18 protein-coding genes are annotated in these 18167 nt (G+C 48.5%); 2 read left to right on the forward strand and 16 right to left on the reverse strand.

Features of this window, described 5'->3' with window-relative positions:
• The first annotated feature begins 3 nt into the window (after positions 1 to 3).
• Complete coding sequence (locus tag BN6628_RS18740; RefSeq protein ID WP_068619887.1) at positions 4 to 1182, forward strand: glycoside hydrolase family 130 protein; 1179 nt, start codon at positions 4 to 6, stop codon at positions 1180 to 1182.
• An 85-nt stretch (positions 1183 to 1267) separates the two neighbouring features.
• Here the strand turns inward: BN6628_RS18740 and BN6628_RS18745 are convergent, their stop codons facing one another.
• The 7 genes from BN6628_RS18745 to nrdR form a co-directional block, all read right to left on the reverse strand.
• The gene (locus BN6628_RS18745; RefSeq protein ID WP_068619888.1) at positions 1268 to 2008 is read right to left on the reverse strand and encodes a YheC/YheD family protein; all 741 of its coding nucleotides are present in this window, start codon (positions 2006 to 2008) and stop codon (positions 1268 to 1270) included.
• A 15-nt stretch (positions 2009 to 2023) separates the two neighbouring features.
• On the reverse strand, positions 2024 to 3136 hold the full coding sequence (locus tag BN6628_RS18750; RefSeq protein ID WP_068619889.1) for a 2-aminoethylphosphonate aminotransferase: 1113 nt from the start codon (positions 3134 to 3136) through the stop codon (positions 2024 to 2026).
• Complete coding sequence (gene aepY / locus BN6628_RS18755) at positions 3133 to 4293, reverse strand: phosphonopyruvate decarboxylase (protein ID WP_068619890.1); 1161 nt, start codon at positions 4291 to 4293, stop codon at positions 3133 to 3135. Before aepY ends, BN6628_RS18750 begins: the two co-directional genes overlap by 4 nt.
• Positions 4293 to 5192 (reverse strand): phosphoenolpyruvate mutase, encoded by a 900-nt coding sequence (gene aepX / locus BN6628_RS18760; protein ID WP_068619891.1) that lies wholly within the window; start codon positions 5190 to 5192, stop codon positions 4293 to 4295. Before aepX ends, aepY begins: the two co-directional genes overlap by 1 nt.
• Positions 5193 to 5234: 42 nt before the next feature.
• Entirely contained in the window at positions 5235 to 5963 is a 729-nt protein-coding gene (locus BN6628_RS18765) for a YheC/YheD family protein (RefSeq protein ID WP_082926978.1), read from the reverse strand.
• A gap of 210 nt (positions 5964 to 6173) precedes the next feature.
• Positions 6174 to 6362 (reverse strand): hypothetical protein, encoded by a 189-nt coding sequence (locus BN6628_RS18770; protein WP_068619893.1) that lies wholly within the window; start codon positions 6360 to 6362, stop codon positions 6174 to 6176.
• Positions 6363 to 6387: 25 nt separating this feature from the next.
• Positions 6388 to 6858: a transcriptional regulator NrdR gene (nrdR, locus tag BN6628_RS18775; RefSeq protein ID WP_068622449.1), complete on the reverse strand. Its 471-nt coding sequence runs from the start codon at positions 6856 to 6858 to the stop codon at positions 6388 to 6390.
• Positions 6859 to 6970: 112 nt separating this feature from the next.
• On the opposite strand from nrdR, the gene BN6628_RS18780 reads away from it, so the two are divergent.
• On the forward strand, positions 6971 to 7201 hold the full coding sequence (locus tag BN6628_RS18780; protein ID WP_068619894.1) for an alpha/beta-type small acid-soluble spore protein: 231 nt from the start codon (positions 6971 to 6973) through the stop codon (positions 7199 to 7201).
• Between the two features lie 65 nt (positions 7202 to 7266).
• Here BN6628_RS18780 and BN6628_RS18785 read toward each other — a convergent pair whose 3' ends face one another.
• From BN6628_RS18785 to pnpS, 9 genes are all read right to left on the reverse strand, one after another.
• Complete coding sequence (locus BN6628_RS18785) at positions 7267 to 7830, reverse strand: lytic transglycosylase domain-containing protein (RefSeq protein ID WP_068619895.1); 564 nt, start codon at positions 7828 to 7830, stop codon at positions 7267 to 7269.
• Positions 7827 to 8423, reverse strand: a complete 597-nt coding sequence (gene coaE / locus BN6628_RS18790; RefSeq protein WP_068619896.1) for a dephospho-CoA kinase — start codon at positions 8421 to 8423, stop codon at positions 7827 to 7829. Before coaE ends, BN6628_RS18785 begins: the two co-directional genes overlap by 4 nt.
• Positions 8424 to 8655: 232 nt before the next feature.
• A complete protein-coding gene (mutM, locus tag BN6628_RS18795) occupies positions 8656 to 9516 on the reverse strand; it encodes a DNA-formamidopyrimidine glycosylase (protein ID WP_068619897.1) in 861 nt (286 codons plus the stop codon).
• A gap of 67 nt (positions 9517 to 9583) precedes the next feature.
• Entirely contained in the window at positions 9584 to 12250 is a 2667-nt protein-coding gene (gene polA / locus BN6628_RS18800) for a DNA polymerase I (RefSeq protein WP_068619898.1), read from the reverse strand.
• Positions 12251 to 12368: 118 nt separating this feature from the next.
• A complete protein-coding gene (gene phoU / locus BN6628_RS18805) occupies positions 12369 to 13028 on the reverse strand; it encodes a phosphate signaling complex protein PhoU (RefSeq protein ID WP_068619899.1) in 660 nt (219 codons plus the stop codon).
• 21 nt (positions 13029 to 13049) lie between these two features.
• Positions 13050 to 13805, reverse strand: coding sequence for a phosphate ABC transporter ATP-binding protein PstB (gene pstB, locus BN6628_RS18810; protein ID WP_068619900.1), 756 nt, complete (start codon positions 13803 to 13805; stop codon positions 13050 to 13052).
• A gap of 193 nt (positions 13806 to 13998) precedes the next feature.
• On the reverse strand, positions 13999 to 15207 hold the full coding sequence (locus BN6628_RS18815) for a methyl-accepting chemotaxis protein (RefSeq protein ID WP_068619901.1): 1209 nt from the start codon (positions 15205 to 15207) through the stop codon (positions 13999 to 14001).
• 123 nt (positions 15208 to 15330) lie between these two features.
• The gene (locus tag BN6628_RS18820) at positions 15331 to 16062 is read right to left on the reverse strand and encodes a response regulator transcription factor (protein WP_068619902.1); all 732 of its coding nucleotides are present in this window, start codon (positions 16060 to 16062) and stop codon (positions 15331 to 15333) included.
• A 116-nt stretch (positions 16063 to 16178) separates the two neighbouring features.
• Positions 16179 to 17981, reverse strand: coding sequence for a two-component system histidine kinase PnpS (pnpS, locus tag BN6628_RS18825; RefSeq protein WP_068619903.1), 1803 nt, complete (start codon positions 17979 to 17981; stop codon positions 16179 to 16181).
• Positions 17982 to 18167: the final 186 nt, after the last annotated feature.

Below are 18167 nucleotides of genomic sequence, written 5' to 3' on the forward strand. Positions count from 1 at the left end.
CAAATGATACATCCAAAATACAATGAGATCCTGGCCAAGCAGGAGCAGCTAGTCACACGTAAGAATGAATTGAATGAAGAATTCTACAATGGTGTATACGACCGGTATAAATATCCGGTGATTACCCGCCATCATGTCCCCATTCATTGGAGATTTGATCTGAATGCGGAGACGAATCCGCACTTCATGGAAAGACTCGGAATTAACGCCACGTTAAATCCGGGGGCGATTTATTTTAACGGCAAATACTACCTGGTGGTCAGAACAGAGGGCCTTGACCGCAAATCCATCTTCGCCATGGCGGAAAGCGATACTGGCTTGGATAATTTCCGGTTCATCGATACCCCGCTGACCTGGGAGGATGTGGATGCGGCAGAGACGAATATGTACGATATGCGTCTTGTCCTTCATGAGGATGGCTGGATTTACGGAATTTATTGTTCAGAGAGCAAAGACCCTGAGGCAGCCCCATTTGATACCTCCAGTGCAGTGGCACAAGCTGGCTTTGTAAGAACTAGGGATCTAAAAACTTGGGAGCGCCTTCCGAATATCCAGACGAAATCTCCGCAGCAGCGCAACGTTGTTCTTCATCCTGAATATGTTAACGGCAAGTACGCCTTTTACACCCGGCCTCAGGATGGTTTCATCTCCACAGGCTCTGGCGGCGGCATTGCTTTTGGACTGTGTGATGACATTCTGAACCCGGTTATTGATCAGGAAGATATTATCGATGAACGCAGATATCACACCGTCTATGAAGTGAAGAATGGACAGGGACCTGCCCCAATCAAGACGGATAAGGGATGGATTCATATCGCTCACGGTGTGCGGAATACGGCTGCAGGCCTGCGCTATGTTCTTTACACTTTTGCAACAAGCCTGGAAGATCCAACCCGGATCATCGCCAAGCCCGGCGGCCATTTCATCGCACCTTACGATGAAGAGCGTGTGGGTGACGTGTCGAACGTAATCTTCTGCAACGGCGCAGTCGTAAATGAGCACAGCGAGGTCTTCATCTATTACGCCTCCAGTGACACCCGTATCCATGTGGCAACCACTACGGTTGAGAAACTGATTGATTACACCTTTAATACTCCTGAAGATCCGTACCGGTCCCTGGACAATGCACTTCAGCGGAAGAGCTTGATTGAGCAAAATGAAGCCTTGTTGAAGAACAAATAAACATGATGTATTAATTTATTCATACCAGTTAAGGCTCCCACTCAGATGGGAGCCTTAACTGGTTCTTCCAATTCTGAATTCCTACCTATCCTAGCTTATATCTCGTAATGCGGCGATACATCGATTTATTGCTCAGCTTACGAAAATGGGACCTAGCTGGATACAGATTGGCTTCTATAATCGCAATTCGCCCTTTTTGATCTGTTGCAATATCCAGCCCATACATACGGTGCCCGGGGAAAAAAGCTCTTAATCTCTTCGCGGAACGTATGGAAATGCGATCAATACGGGATTCCAACTTTTTGACAGACAGGTGATTAAGAGTTGATTGACGAATTCCGGTTCCAAACTCATACAGCGATCCCTTACTCCGCGTATTGTTGGAAACAATATAACCCTCACCTGCAACTTTGATCACCTTTCCTGTGACCACCCACTTCGATGAGTGTCTTTTCCGCTGAATGATGACCCTCATATCAAAGGGACGGCTATTTATGGTTGGGCGATTAATTCTGCGCTGAACCATATAACTGGCAGATCCAATTTTTCGTCTAATATAACGATAGGTATCTGATTTTCCATTTATAATCATTATTTCTTTTTCATAATGAACGGCGTACTTCCCTCCTCCTAAATAGGAGACTTGAATAACACCTCGGCCACGGCTCCCCCATACTGGCTTAACGATAACATGCCTGTATTTTTTGAGAAGGTTCCAGAAAGCGTGACGGCTCATAAGTTTTGTTTTGGGAACGTAACGCGTTAGCGGGGGATAGCTTTTCAAGTATAAATACTTTAACCATTTATTTTTTGTTGCCGATGCCATGGAACTCCACCTTTCTCATCCACACTCAATGCTGCTGAGATAGCTTTCAAGCAATTCCAAAAACAATTCAATTTCCTTATATGTGATGTCACCTATATTGGCAATCCGGAACGTATTTAGCTGTTCAAGCTTGCCGGGATAAATCATAATGCCTTTACTGTAAAAAAAGTCATGCATAGATTTAAAATCATAACCCGCACAAGCAGGCTCATGAATGGAAGTGATGATCTTGGAATGGTGCTCTTCGGGGACAATATAGGTTAGACCTAATCTTGCTAATCCGCTAATCAAGGTTTTCCAGGATGTAATGTATCTTTCGTACCTCTTCTCTATCCCTTCTTGCTTTAATTCCTCAATCGCCTGCTTAAGCGCATATAAGGTTTGTACAGGTGGTGTAAACCGCATTTGCCGATGTTCCGCAAAGTATTTGTATTGAGCATACAAATTCAAATAATAACTTCGCGGCTTCTTGTCTTTTAATGTCTCCAACTTGCTTCTTTCTGCGATCACGAACGAAACCCCGGCCATTCCCTGTAGGTTCTTATTGGAACTGGCCGCCAAATAAGAAATGTTCATTTCCTTCATCTGAATCGGAATAGCTGCAAAAGAGCTCATGGCATCCACAATCATCTCGATTTGATACTTTTTGCATAAATTCCCGATATCTTTCACCTTGTTAAGCAGGCCGGTTGTGGTCTCATGATGTACGACGGCAAGATGAGAGATGGTGCGGTTGGAAGACTGGATATATCTTTCTAAATCAAGCAGATTAACTTCCTCATCGGGAGGGCTTTTGAATTCTAAATAATCCAATCCATAGACCTCAGCGATCTCGCACATCCGTTTCCCATAAGCACCATTACTCACAATAATCACAGCATCCTTGTCTGGGACTGAACTGATCATGGATTCTACCGCTGCAGTACCCGATCCACCAAATAAAATGGCCGTATAGTGATCTGGATCCGCAACCAACTGAGTAAGCTCGGTAGAAATATACTCCATAATCTCGCCGAACTCGGCCTCACGAGGGCAGATATCCGGAACTACCTGCGACCATTTGACACTTTCTGTAGTAGTTACCGGGCCTGGGGTAAGCAAAATCGTTTTCTTTACAGAAGAACTCATGAACTCCCCACATCCTTATCTTCCAAAGGAATATTATGAATAAAACGCTGCAGACGTTCTCTTACTTCGTGAGGCTTCATTAGAGGGCGGGCAAGCTTCTCCTTAGAGTATTTCGAAATTTTCATATGCACGAAAGTAAGGCCTTTAGTGTCTTTCCATTCTTGCAAAGAGGCCTTCAGTTCTTCTAGATTGTGAACATAGATCGAATTTGTATATCCGCAGGAGGCGGCAATATTAATGAAATCGATATTGTGGGACACCGTGCTTTGTCCGCCTGTTGATTCATGAGCGTTATTATCGAGCAGAATATGAATCATATTGATTGGATTGTAATACCCGTTTGTCGCAAGGCTTCCCATACGCATCAGCAGAGACCCGTCTCCGTCAATCACGACGATGTTCTTGCTTGGTTGACTCAGGGCCAACCCCAGCCCGAAAGAGCTTATGCACCCCATAGAACCTACCATGTACAGATTATTGCTGGCATCTTCAATTTCATATAACTCACGCCCGGTTTTCCCGGTTGTTGCGAGCTGTACAGTATTGTTGTCTTTCAACGAGTTAATTACAGACAATGCATCATACCTCGTAGGCATTTGATTGTCCGTGTGAGCAAGCTTTCTGACTTGGTTTAAGTGGACAGTGACTTGTTGCTTTTTCAAAGGCTCTTTGTCAAAGGTCCCTTTCTTAACAACAAAAAAGAATGCCCGATTCCGGGAAATTTGCTCATTAGCGAAGGCAAGTTGATTCTTAGCCTCCTCCAAATCGTTGGAGAGATACTGCCATTCCACATTCATTAAACTCAGCATCTGCGTTGTGATCCTGCCCATCAATTCATGCTGAGGCTCGTCAGGGATACCTGGTTCTCCGCGAAGGCTGACAAATCCAAGCAGCGGTATACGAAAAGGGTAAGTGAGGGAGGTTAATGGCGAAACGGCATTAGTCAGTCCTGAATTTTGCATAAGAACAACCGGCTTCTTTCCTCCTATATAAGCAGCGGATGCAATAGCGACCGCATCCCCTTCGTTAGCAGCAGCAACATAATCGCATTCATTGATGGCAAAATTGATCAGGCTTTTCAAGAAGGAGCATGGCACACCGCTAAAAAAAGTAAAACCTAATTTCCACAGCTCTTTGCCAAACAGCTTCGTATCCATTATATGCGCTCATCCAAATCCTGCTCCGATGATGGGAGATATTGTTCTTCCGCAGCTTCCAGTTCTTCTACTCCTTGAAGTCTGAATACTTCTTCAAGTGAAGCTACGTCCTTTTCAATTTGGACGAGGCTCTCATCCCGGTATATTCGGGCAGATATACTTTTCATGGCTTCAATGGAAGACCTCAAATTATGGTTGGCCCAAATAACAAGGCTAATCCCCAACTCCTGAAACTTTGAGGTTGGAGTCATATAATACTTTGTAGGGACAATGACTACCGGCAATCGGCCTGCCCATTCCTTCATGAATGCTTCGATCTCGGCGATGTCCGATCTTTTGCTGTGTATCAACACGGCATCCGCACCCGCCTTCCGGTAGGCTTCTGCCCGCTTCAGCGCCTCTTCTAGTCCCCTCCCTGTAATAAACGCCTCCACTCTGGCCACAACCACAAAATCATCATCGTTTTGTGTATCTTTCATCGCCTTAATCTTTCCGGAGAACTCATCGATATCAGCCATAGGCTGCAGCTGACCGTTAATGAATGAGTTCATTTTAGGGAATTGCTTATCTTCGATGCAAACGCCTGCTATATTGCGCTGCTCCAGCTTTTTCACAAGACGTCTTGCATTGTTGAAGTTACCATACCCCGTATCTCCATCCAACAAAATCGGAATGGAGGTGGCGTCACTCATAAATTCCAGAACATCTAAAACTTGAGTCCAGGAGGCTTCATTGTTATCCCTTACTCCCATCGCTGCAGAAATGGACAGCCCGCTAGCCCAGATTCCTTTAAATCCTGTCTCTTCCACTATTTTGGCAGACAGGCCATTATGGGCCTCCATGATAAACTCCAGCTTTTTAGAATTGATAAGTTTTCTAAGCCGCTTTGTTTTTTTCATTGTGAACTTTCTCCTCCCCCTCAATATGGACGGATTGGAAATCTACCCGCGAATAAGTTGCTTGTTACGCATAATCGTTCTGATCATGGTTTGATCGGGAAGTTGAGTAAACAACATATGACCGGGATGTGAATTAGCTTCAATGATCCAAATACGCCCTTTTTTATCTATAGCAAGATCAACACCTAACTCACGAATGGAATGCCGTTTGTTGATGGTCTTGGCAATGGCGATGGATAGTTTGTTTATTTTACGATGATAGGCATCCACTTTCGATTGGTTATTCCCGGTTAGGCTTAAAAGTACTGTACTTAAAGGTGCGGCATGCCCTCCCTTAAGATAATTGGTTACGAATTTATGAGGTGCAGCCACACGGGCAGCGGTACCCGCAATCATCCATTTACCCGCGGGCTTCTGTAAGTATATTCGGATATCAAAGATAACCCCATGATACTTCGCTAATCGAAGTCCCTTCTGCACCAAATAACGATGTTTAGTTTTGCGATAAGATTTTATTACTTTTAAGACAGAGTGAGATCCAACCACCTTCCGACTTGAACCACAACGAACCTCATAACCCTTTTTCAATCGCTTAGCCCGGATAATTCCGCTGCCACCACTCCCATGATTAGGTTTTATGAAGACAGAAGAATATGCTTTCAACATCCGTAAGGTCCTTGAATCCGTCATCCAGTGGGTTTCAGGTAAATACCGGCGCAAGACAGGATGCTTTAACATTTCTTTATGCTTCTTCATTTTTCCAATGGGCACAGACATCCCTCTTCTCTTTTGGGTTTGTGCATATAAAAGGATATTCATCAAATAACCCTATTGCGAGGGCCTCTGTCCATTTAGAAAATTAACCTACTCGACTTTTTTTGAGTAATCCAATACTACACGAACGTAATTCTCGATATGTACGGGAGAAAAATAAAACCCCGCCTAATGCTCAGGCAGGGTTTACGCTGTTATTTTAGTTATTTACTGCCTAGCCCGAAAGCTCAGCTTCTGGCTAATCTTAAGTCCGGCAAGTGCACCGGCTGCGCCGCATAGACTGACCAGAATTATCAGATCGTAAGATTGCCAGCCCAGCAGGAATGAGATTCCGCTGCCAAATGTAGTTCCGGCCAGGAACCCAAGTGATAATCCCACACTCTTCTCTGTGCCCATCTTAGAATTTCCACCTACATTCTTCTTAATCGTCCACTGCTGTATTTTTGGACAGCAGGCTCTTTAGCTCCTTCATAAACATGTTAATGTCTTTGAATTGCCGGTATACTGATGCAAAACGGACATAAGCCACCTCATCCACAGGATATAGCTGCTCCATCACCAGCTCACCGATATAGCGGCTCTCTACCTCAGCAATGGCCGTGTGCCGGAGAGATCTCTCCACCTCCGATACGATCGATTCAAGCTGCTCTACGGACACCGGGCGTTTCTCACAGGCCCGGATCAGCCCGCGCAGCATCTTCTCCCTGCTGAATTCTTCACGGCTTCCGCCTTTCTTCACAACAATCAGAGGTGTCTCCTCAACCATCTCAAATGTCGTGAACCGGCGGCTGCACTGCTCACATTCTCTTCTACGGCGAATAGAACGATTATCATTGGCCGGTCTTGAATCCAAGACCTTGGTGCCTAAATAATCGCAGTAAGGACATTTCAATTCATCACTTCCCTCATCTTTAAGATTGCCAATAAATTCATTTTTATTTCCGTAATGATATTTGAAAATACGAGACATAATAGTTGTACCAACCGGAGGGAGGTGAACAACAATGGCTCAAAACAACAGCGGTGGAAGTCGTAATGATTTGGTCGTAAGACAAGCAAACGGAGCACTGGAGCAATTGAAATATGAGGTTGCTCAAGAACTGGGTATTAATTTTCCTCAAGACGGTTATGCAGGTAACCTGACTTCCTATGAGAACGGTTCAATCGGGGGTACTATTACCAAACGTCTGGTAACCCTGGCTGAGCAGCAACTGGCTGGTCAATTCCGCCAATAGTTCTTTAGATGAGGAGCATTGGACAGGATTCACCTGTTCAATGCTCTTTTCTATTCCAATAAAGCCTAGAACTCCTTGTAGAGATCCTGATACTGCTCATAATAGTGAGCTACCCGCTGTACATAATGTCTTGTCTCACCAAAAGGAATATCCTTGGACGTCTCCAGACGGCCATCCCACTTCCCGCTTTTGATCCAGCTCTTCACCTTCGTTGGACCCGCATTATAAGCCGCAATTACCGCAATTTCATTACCTTCGAATTGATCATAAAGAGACTTCAAATACCAGCTTCCGATCTGGATGTTCTTATCCGGCTCCTGCTTCAGGCTCTCCAAGGACACATCCGGCAGACCCGCCTTGCTGATCACCCATTTTGCGGTATCGGGCATAATCTGCATCACGCCAAGCGCGCCCTTGGACGATTCCTGGTTAGCCTTATAATTCGTCTCCACTCGAATAATAGCCGCAACCATGAATGGATCAATGTGATTTACCGCCGCATGATGCCGGATTTCGTCTTTATAATATATAGGATAGAATAGCATCAGCCACTTGGAGTTGAAAAAAATCAACACAATAAAACTCAGAAACAACAGAAGCAGCACCCTCTTCTTACGCAGCCACTTCATGATAATCCTTTTCCTAACCAAAATTGGTCAATCTGCTGCTCTGTATGCTCCAGCCCCAGACTATTGTCAATAACAATGTCAGCAAGCCTCTTCTTCTCTTCAATATCCATCTGTGCCGATATTCGTGCAAGAGCCTCTTCCCGGGTCAGATCATTGCGCTTCATAAGCCGGCTCAGCTGCATCTCCCGCGGGATGTACACTACCATAACCTCGTCAAAGGAATCTCCCTGGCCCGTCTCATAAAGCAGCGGAATATCCGACACAATAAGCTTTCCCGGGTGCTGGGACTCCAATGCCGCCGCTCTGCTCCGCATCTCTGCACGGATCGCAGGATGGGTAATCCCTTCGAGCACTTTTCTTTCTTCCTTATGGGCAAAAATATGCTCTCCCAACTTCTTACGGTTCAGTGTCCCGTCCGGGAGAAGCATCGCTTGTCCGAAATGCGCCACTACCGCGTCCAATACCGGATGACCTGGCAGCATCACTTCCCTGGCTACAATATCCGCATCAATCAGCAGCGCCCCACGTTTCACAAGCATTTGGGAAACTGTACTCTTCCCGGTTGCTATTCCGCCGGTTAGCCCGATATTCATTTCGTCACCTCTTTAATGCTTCTTCATTCCTATATAAAATGAACTTATGAAGGTTACACTTCTAGGTCGCTGTGATGCCGAGTGTTCTTACGACCACTGTGGTCTCCGAAATCCTTGAAATAACTATCCAATGAGGCATTTCGGAGACAAAGGCGGACGCTACGCTTCTTCAGAATCACTCGGCCTCTCCGCTGAGATCGGTTAATTCTAAAGTTCATTTTATATAGTAACTTTATTTATTCTTGCTCATCTTATTGTTCTTAAGCTTCATGACCTGACAGCTTGGACAAAAGTGGGTTCCACGTCCCCCAACCACCGACTTCTCCACAGGAGTGCCGCAAACCACACAAGGGGCGGATTTGCGACCGTAAATTTGCAGGGAATGCTGGAACATGCCCATCTCCCCCTGGCCATTTACGTAAGATTTGATGGAAGACCCGCCCGCTTCGACGGCCTCGGTCAAAGTAAGCACAATCGCTTCGTACAGCCGTTTTAGCTCATCCGTCTTCAGCTCTGCGCAGATTCTCTCTGGGTGAATTCCCGCCCGGAACAAGGCTTCATCTACATAAATATTCCCAAGCCCCACCACATATTCCTGGTTGAGCAGGGCGGGTTTGATTTTCGTCTTACGGGAAGCAATGGCCGCCTTAAATGCCTCGAAGGTAAACCCTTCGTCCAACGGCTCGAGGCCAAGCTTAGCCAGAGGTTTCTCGGTAAACTCCTCACCCGGATAGAACAGATGCATCGTGCCGAACTGGCGGACATCCTTGTATCTGAGCTCCGTTCCATCGGTGAAGTGAAAAATGACATGGGTATGCTTCTCTACAGGTTCACCGCTCTGGTAGACTCCGTATCTCCCCTCCATCCTTAGATGGGACACCAGCACGAGCCCGTCCATAATGATCCGCAGAAATTTCCCTCTCCGCCCTACCTCCAGTATAGTGTGTCCCTGAAGTTCAAGCCTAAACTGCTGGATATCGTCCGGCCGCTGAATAATCCGCGGCAGGGATACCGTTACATCCTGAATCGTCTTGCCAGTCACCAGCTGACTGAGTGTTCTTCTGACTGTCTCTACTTCCGGTAATTCCGGCATGATCTATTCACCTCGGTACTTCCTATTCTAACGGACTGAATATAGCCTGGGTATGACGTTTAGACCGTTATTTCGCCTCATACCAGTTCAGCCCGCTGCTGACCTCCGCCTTCAGCGGTACAGATAAAGGCAGGGCCTTCTCCATCGTCTCCGGCACGAGACGGGTCATAATCTCCAGCTCGTCCTCCGGCACTTCGAATACAAGTTCGTCATGCACCTGAAGCAGCATGCGGCTCTTCAGCTTATGCTCATGCAGCGTATCGTTCATCAATACCATAGCCAGCTTAATGATATCTGCCGCTGTGCCCTGGATTGGAGTATTCATCGCAGTACGCTCTGCGAAGGAGCGCAAATTGAAGTTAGACGCATTAATCTCAGGCAGATATCTGCGGCGCTCAAGCAGCGTCTTCACATAGCCGTCGCGCTTCGCTTCCTTAACGATATCTTCCATGTAGCGCCGGACTCCCTGGAACACTTCAAAGTACTGATCAATGAACCTGGCCGCTTCCTTACGGGTAATGTTCAGGTTCTGAGAGAGCCCATAGTCACTGATTCCGTATACAATACCGAAGTTTACCGCCTTGGCAGAACGCCGCATATTGGAATCCACGTGTTCCGCCGGAACGCCAAACACATCACTGGCGGTCTTCGTATGGATATCCATATCGTTGACAAAGGCTTCCTTAAGCCGCTCGTCACCCGAAATATGCGCAAGCACCCGCAGCTCGATTTGGGAGTAATCGGCGGCCAGAATATGCCATCCCGGTTCTGAGGGGACAAAGACCTTACGGATTTTGCGGCCCTCTTCCATCCGGATCGGGATGTTCTGGAGGTTCGGGAACTGGCTGCTGAGTCTGCCGGTGGCTGCAATTGTCTGCCGGTAATACGTATGGACCTTGCCGGTCTCCGGCCGGATTTCCTTCAGCAGTCCCTCCACATAAGTGGACTGGAGCTTCGCCAGCTGGCGGTATTCCAGGATGGATTGCACGATATCATGGTAAGGGGCCAGCTTCTCCAGCACCTCCGCATCGGTGGAATAACCCGTTTTGGTCTTTTTAATCACAGGAAGTCCCAGCTTGTCAAACAGAATTTCTCCAAGCTGCTTCGGCGAATTAATGTTAAACTCCATACCGGCAAGCTCATAAATATGCTGTACCAGCTTCTGAATCTGGCCCTCGAACTCCTTGCCCAAGGCAGCAAGATCATCCCGGTTCACCGAGATTCCCTGCTTCTCCATATCCGCCAAGATTCGGGAAAGCGGCATTTCAAGCTCGAAGAACAAACGGTTCATCTCGTTCTTCTCCAGCTCTTCCTGCTGATATGGGATAATCCTCTGGGCAGCTGCAGCCTTATGGGCCAGATGTCCACTTAGCACTTCCACGTCCGGCACTTTATACTTTGCCCCCTTGCCGAACACCTCATCATCCGGCGTCAGGAATGGCAGACCATATTTGGAAGCCAGGCCGCTTAGGGTCTGATTGTTCTCCGTCGGATCAAGCAGGTAGGCGGCAAGCTGGATATCGAAGGAAGCCCCTTCAAACCGGATTCCATGCCAATGGAGCGCAAGATCCACCCGGTGCAGATCATATCCCCGCTTAGGAGTGCCTGAATCGGCAAGCCACGCGCGTACAGGCTCACCGGCTTCTTCTTTTACAAAATCAAAAGGAACATAGTAATGACGCTCCGAGGTGGAAAGAACCAGACCCACAATGTCCGCATGATGCGGATTCTCTCCGTTCGTCTCGACATGCAGCACGTCGATTTCACTAAGCTGTGAGGCCAGTTCTCCTACAGTGCCTTCGTTCACTACAACAACTTCAAGCTGAACAGCTTCAGCTGTTTCATCTGAAGCTCCTTCGCCCTGATTCGCCCCAGCCGTGAAGGATAGACGCTCCAGCAGTGATTTGAACTCCAGCTTCTGCAGCATAGGGGCTGCTTTCTCTTCCTGAAGCCCGCCGAACACCATATCATCCCATAGATGCGCAAGCGGCACCTCACGGAATATGGTAGCCAGACGTTTGCTCATCCGCGCATCTTCAGCATGGTTAATGAGATTCTCTTTCTGCTTGCCCTTCAGCTCATCCGTACGGGCCAGCACCTCTTCAACCGAGCCGAACTGATGCAGCAGCTTCAGCGCCGTCTTCTCCCCGATTCCTGGCACGCCGGGAATATTGTCCGAGGTGTCTCCCATCAACCCTTTCAGATCCACGATCTGGGCCGGAGTCAGGCCGTACCGCTCCTGAATTTCCTGGATTCCGTAAGGTTCAACCTCTGACACGCCCTTACGCGTCAAAGATACCTTGACGTTATCGGAGACAAGCTGAAGCATATCCTTATCCCCGGTAACTACAACCACCTTGCGGCCGGACTCGTCCGCCTGTCTGCTGACCGTCCCGATAATATCATCCGCCTCATAGCCTGGAAGCTCAAAGCGCGCAATTCCAAAACTGTCCAGCAAATCCTTAAGAATAGGGAACTGTTCAGATAATTCCGGAGGCGTCTTCTCACGCCCTCCTTTATAGTCTTGATAGCCTTCATGGCGGAACGTTTCCTTGCCCGCATCGAAAGCCACCATCATATGTGTGGGTTTCTCTTCCTGAATCAGACGGAGCAGCATATTGGTGAATCCGTATACCGCATTCGTATGCATCCCGCTTGAGTTGGTCAGCGGCGGCATCGCAAAGAAAGCCCGGTAAATAATGCTGTTGCCGTCAATGAGAATTAATTTCTCCATACTGCACCTCGATCCTTCGTACTACGTTCTATCTCATATGATAACACAAGGGCTGTCCGATTAAGAAATTTAAAAAAGCACCGGATTTCTCCGATGCTCTTCCTTCCCTGCTATTCGATTATTGGTTCAAATCCGGCCGCTGCCCGGTGGCCAAATACACGGCGCTCTCCCCAATATTAGTTGCGTGATCGGCGATCCGTTCAATATAACGGCCTACCAGAGTCAGCAGCATCGCCTGCTGCACATTCTCAGGATTCGAAGCCATAATACCATACAGGTCACGGATAATCTGGCTGTAGAGGTGATCGATTTCATCGTCATCCTGGGCCATTTTATAAGCTAGATCTGTGTTCTCATCCAGGTAAGCCTGCAGTGACTCCTCAATCATAATCCCTGCCAATTCCGCCATCCGCGGGATATCCACCAGCGGTTTGATTAACTCCTGCCCCTCAAGGCGAAGTGTAATCTTCGCGATATCAATGGACAGATCGCCCATGCGCTCAAGATCGCTGGAGATCTTGAAGGCTACGATAATCCGGCGCAGATCCTTCGCTACCGGCTGCTGGGTCACGATTAGACGGGACCCAATCTCCATAATCTGGTCTTCCATGTAATTCAGTTCAGCATCCCGCTTAATAATAACCTCCGCCTTGGCGGTGTTCGTGGTCTGGAGCGCTTCAATGGCTCCTTTGAGAGCTTCCTGTACGTGCTCGCCCATGGCGCGCAGCAAATTACGCAGTTCTTCAAGGTTCTGATCAAACTCTTTTCTCCGAATCATCCCTAAGATGCTCCCTTCTACTTAACCAAATCGGCCCGAAATGTAATCTTCGGTTCTTGAATCCTGCGGCGTGGAGAACAGCTTCTGGGTCTCATCCGCTTCAACAACTTCCCCGTTCAGGAAGAAGACGGTTCTTCCCGAGATGCGGGCTGCTTGATGCATGTTATGCGTTACCATCACGATCGTATACCTGTCTTTTAACTCTTGTACCAGTTCTTCAATCTTCAGCGTCGAGATCGGGTCGAGGGCAGAAGTGGCTTCATCCATCAGCAGGATGTCAGGCTGAACCGCAAGCGCCCTTGCGATACACAGACGCTGCTGCTGCCCCCCGGATAAACTTAAAGCGGAGCGCTTGAGGAAATTCTTAACCTCGTCCCACAGCACGGCCTGACGAAGACTCTGCTCAACGATTTCATCAAGCTCGGATTTGCTGCGGATGCCATGAAGACGCGGTCCATAAGCAATATTGTCATAAATGGACTTTGGAAAAGGATTGGGCTGTTGGAACACCATACCGACTCGTTTGCGGAGAGCCTCAACATGAACGTCATCACTGTAAATGTCCGTTCCGCCGATCTTCACGGCTCCTTCGATCCGTGTTCCCGCGATCATGTCATTCATCCGGTTAAGCGTCCGCAGCAGCGTGGACTTTCCGCAGCCGGACGGTCCGATGAAGGCGGTGATGGCCTTCTCCGGGATGTCCATGGAGACATCCTTAAGCGCATGATAAGATTCATAGTACAAATTCAATTTCTCAATATTAATGATCGCTTCCATGTCACTTCTCCTTCAATTACGCCTCATAGGATAATAAGATAAAAGAAGCCCGCAGGCTTCGTTGTAAATTCGGATAAATGTGGTTTCTAGTCAATACCTCATCATCTTACCTGTTTTGTGTAAAGACCAATGTGCAGAATTGTAAACGCAGTGTAAAAATTATCGGATTTTGCCGTATTACGGCTTCCAAGGCTCATCCCTGCTCTATAGGCCCGGCGAGACGTTCCAGCTCCTTCATAACCTTATGCGCTCTTTGGGCAGCCTCGCCCGAGGACTGGTGCATTTCCCTGCCCCGTAGTTCAGCTTGATGCACTGCCTCCACCAGCGATTCAAAGGTGGTGTCCGCCTCCGCGACGTGCTCCCGGCTTCCCTCGACCTCTGCCGCGGAGGTCACAGCCATGGCTGCGGTCTCCCGAACCATTTCCCCGATCCGCTGCAGCGTCTTCCCGATTTCCTCCGAGAACTTCTTCGTCTGGGAGGACAAGCTGCCAACTTCACTTGCGACCACTGCGAATCCGCGGCCATGCTCCCCTGCATGGGCGGCCTCAATGGCCGCGTTCATCGCCAGGAGTCCGCTGCGGTCCGCAAGCTCGCGGATGCTGCCGGTAATCTCGGAGATTTCCACCGTTCGCTCCAGCAGCTCCTTGACCTGCTTCTCCTGACGGCTGGTGATGCTGAGCAGCCGCTCGAATGACTCCTTCACCTGCTGAAGCTCCGCTCGTCCCGCCGTAACCAGACGGCTCATCATCTCAGCTTCGCGCAGGCTTCGCCCGGCAGCCTCCGATACATGGTGCACGGATTGTCCAATCCGGCCCAATCTTCCGTGACTTTCCTTAACCGTCACAATTCTGGCCTGATCCGCCTGCGTCTGCAGACTTCTCGACATAATCATGAGGTCCTGTACGGTCAGCACTCCCTTTACCTGATCCTGTTCTGTCAGGATCATACACTGGTAGAACTTTGAGCCCTGTCTGTTCAGGGCCGCATCAATCAGCTCACCGGGATCAGCTGACACTTCCCGTACAGTCGGAGCCTGTTCCGCAAATAAGAGAGCCGGCTTGTCGTAGAACAGATCCGAAGCGAAGCGACCGGCGAACAAGCGGTAGAATGCATCCCGCATAATCAGCCCCAGCGGGGAGTTCCCCTCATCCACAATCACAATGCAGGGAATTTGTTCATCTGCCCGGAGCGTACGCAGCACCTCACCACAGATTTCCTCCGCATGAATAACAGGGACCTTCCGGCAGTATTGAGCCGCTGAGACCTCTGTGGAAGTCCTGTTCACCATTCGTTCAGAGACTGCTTCCTCCAACATCCCTGTCACGTGTTCGACTGGAGGTTCGTGTTGCTTATCCTGTTTAACCAAAGGTCTTTCAAGCACGGCGATGGCCTCGTTATTCATAGTCTTCACTCCTATGACTTTTTTCCTATATCCCAAAATATAGGACAAAACTATTCACAGAATGTTAGGAAGACCGCGTTTTATTGTTAAAAGAGTTATCTTAATACAAAAAACACCCATCATTTAACCGAAATGATGGGCGCTTCTTTTCTTATTTACGACAAGCTTGTAGCCTACTCCACGAATGGAGTCGATGTGTACGGACCCCGGATCAAGCTCAAGCTTCTTCCGGAGTGAGCTCACATGGACATCTACGGTCCGCTGTCCTCCGATATAATCAAAACCCCATACCGCGTTCATGAGATCATCCCGGGTCATGACGACCCCCGGCTTCCGGGCCAGATACAGAAGAACCTCGAACTCTTTGGGCCGGAGGGTGATATGTTCCCCACCAAGAGTAACCTCATACTTCTCAGGGTAGATCGACAGCTCTCCAAGACTGATCTGTGACTCGGGATGAATGGAGGCTTTATCCCGCTCATCCTGTCCCGTTGACCTTCTAAGCACAGCAGCTACGCGAGCGAGCAGCTCCGCCACTCCAAACGGCTTGGTAATGTAATCGTCTGCTCCCGACTTAAGTCCTTGAACAACCTCTTCTTCCGCATTCTTGGCCGTGAGAATCACAATCGGTGTTTTCACGCCCTCACTCCGCAGCCTGGACATGATCTCGAACCCGTTCATTCCCGGAAGCATGAGATCAAGCAGAATCAGATCGAAATCCGATTTCAATGCGGTATCACAGCCTGACTGCCCATGTTCCTCAACGGTCACTTCATAACCCTCATTCGATAGGTTATAAGATAATAATCTGGATAAGGTTGGCTCATCCTCAATAACCAAAAGTCGTTGCGCCATATATACTCTTAGTACCCCCATTTTTATCAAATCGGAATAATGATGACAAATGTTGACAAGCTCAGCATATCACGAGAGTGTTAACGTTGTGTAAAAAAGGAAACTTTATTCATAATCTACTCTACATTATGAAGTAAAGGTAAATCGAGGATAAACGTGGTTCCTTCTCCGACCTTGCTGTCCACCCGGATTGTGCCTTCATGAAGCTCCACCAGATGCTTGACAATCGAGAGGCCCAGCCCGGTACCGCCTGAACTGCGAGAACGCGCTTTATCCACCCGGTAGAACCGCTCAAAAATCCGCGGCAAATCCTTCTTGGGAATACCGATTCCGGTATCGCTAATCGTGAACCGGACCTTCTCTTCCTCGTCCTTCTCACAGATGCTCTCCACCGTCACCTTCACCCTTCCTCCATCAAGGGTGTAGCTGATCGCATTGGACAGCAGGTTCATGAAGATCTGCCGCAAGCGATCCTCGTCCGCTTCCATAAACAGCTCATCAGGCACCTCCAGCTTCATCGTGATGGACTTCTTCGCTGCCGAGGAATGCAGCACTTCAAAGATGCTGCCGAGCAGACTCTGAACGTGAACAGGCGAATACTCCAGAGGGACCCTTCTGGATTCAATCTTGGATAATTCCAAAATATCGCCAATCAGGCGGTTCAGTCTATCTCCTTCATCATAAATGATTTGCAGGAATGACCGCTTCGTCTCCTCATCCTGCACCCCGCCGCCCAGCAGGGTTTCCGCAAATCCTTTTACGGCCGCAATTGGGGTCTTAAGCTCGTGGGATACATTAGCTACAAACTCACTTCGCATCACTTCAAGCTTGCGGATTTCCGTCACGTCCTGCAGCAGGAACAGCGTTCCCCTGTAGGAACCATCATCCTCGAACATAGGCACACTGTCAAAATGCAGAATTTTCTCCTCAGGGTCATAGATCGTCCGCTCTTCCCTCATATACTCCTTGCGGGATATCCCCTCATCCATGAACCGGGTGAGCTCATAACTGCGTTTGATCTCATGGTACAGCCTGCCCAGCATTGCGGTATCCTTCAGCCGAAGAATTCGCTCTGCCTCCTTGTTCACAAGGGCGATCCGGTCGCCCGTATCCACCATAAGTATCCCGCCGGTCATGTTGGAGAGTACGCTTTGCAGCAGGTCCTCATTGTCGCGGATACGCTTCAGCTGCTGCTGCAGGCTGTCAGCCATCGCGTTGATAGCCTCGCCAAGCTGTCCGATCTCATCCTTGCGCTCTAACTGGACTCTGGCGTCATAATCCAGCTTGGAGATCCGGTGAGCAACGGTAGTGATCTTCTCCAGGGGCCGGGTAAGCCCGGTGGCAACCCGGTAGCTGGTTAGTGCTGCTGCAAGGAACAAGACGATGAGTCCGCCAATCATCAAGGTCCAGCCCTTATGCAGGCCTTCACTCACTGTCTCCAGACTCATAGCCAGACGGATATATCCGTCAAATCCCCCTTGCTCTGCAACGACATGTTTCGCAACATACAGCATGTCTTCATGTATCGTACTGCTGAAGCGGATCGCTGTGCCGATTTCCCCAGTTTGTTTGGCCAGCTTAATCTCTTCGCGGGAGCTGTGATTCTCCATCTTGGACGGATCGCTCTCCGAATCTCCGATTACGGTACCATCCAAATTAATAAAAGTTACCCTTGATTTGGTCAGGCTGTCCATCCTCTTCGCCTGTCCAGTATAATAGACCATAGCTTCCGGGTTCCCATTGATCTTGGGCAGCTGCAGCGTGCTGGAGATGAGGTTTATTTCCCGGGCCATATTCTCTTCCAGTGCGGACACGTGCGATTCCTTAAATACCTGGGCCATAATTAACCCGGCAGCAAGCATCGAGATCCCGACCAGCCCCATTAGAATGAGGGATAAGCGCATTCGAAATGTCTTCATTAGTTCTTCCTTTTTTTAATGTAATTTAGGTGACTATATAAAATAAACTTATAAAGGTCACCCTTTTGGGGCGCTGTGATGCCGAGTGTTCTTACGCCCCCTGTTGTCTCCGAAATGCTTGAACTATATAAGATGAACTATTGATTTACACGTAAGGAAGACGTATGAAATGTTCCTCCGATCGCT

This window comes from Paenibacillus tuaregi, assembly GCF_900086655.1.
GTDB lineage: Bacteria > Bacillota > Bacilli > Paenibacillales > Paenibacillaceae > Fontibacillus > Fontibacillus tuaregi.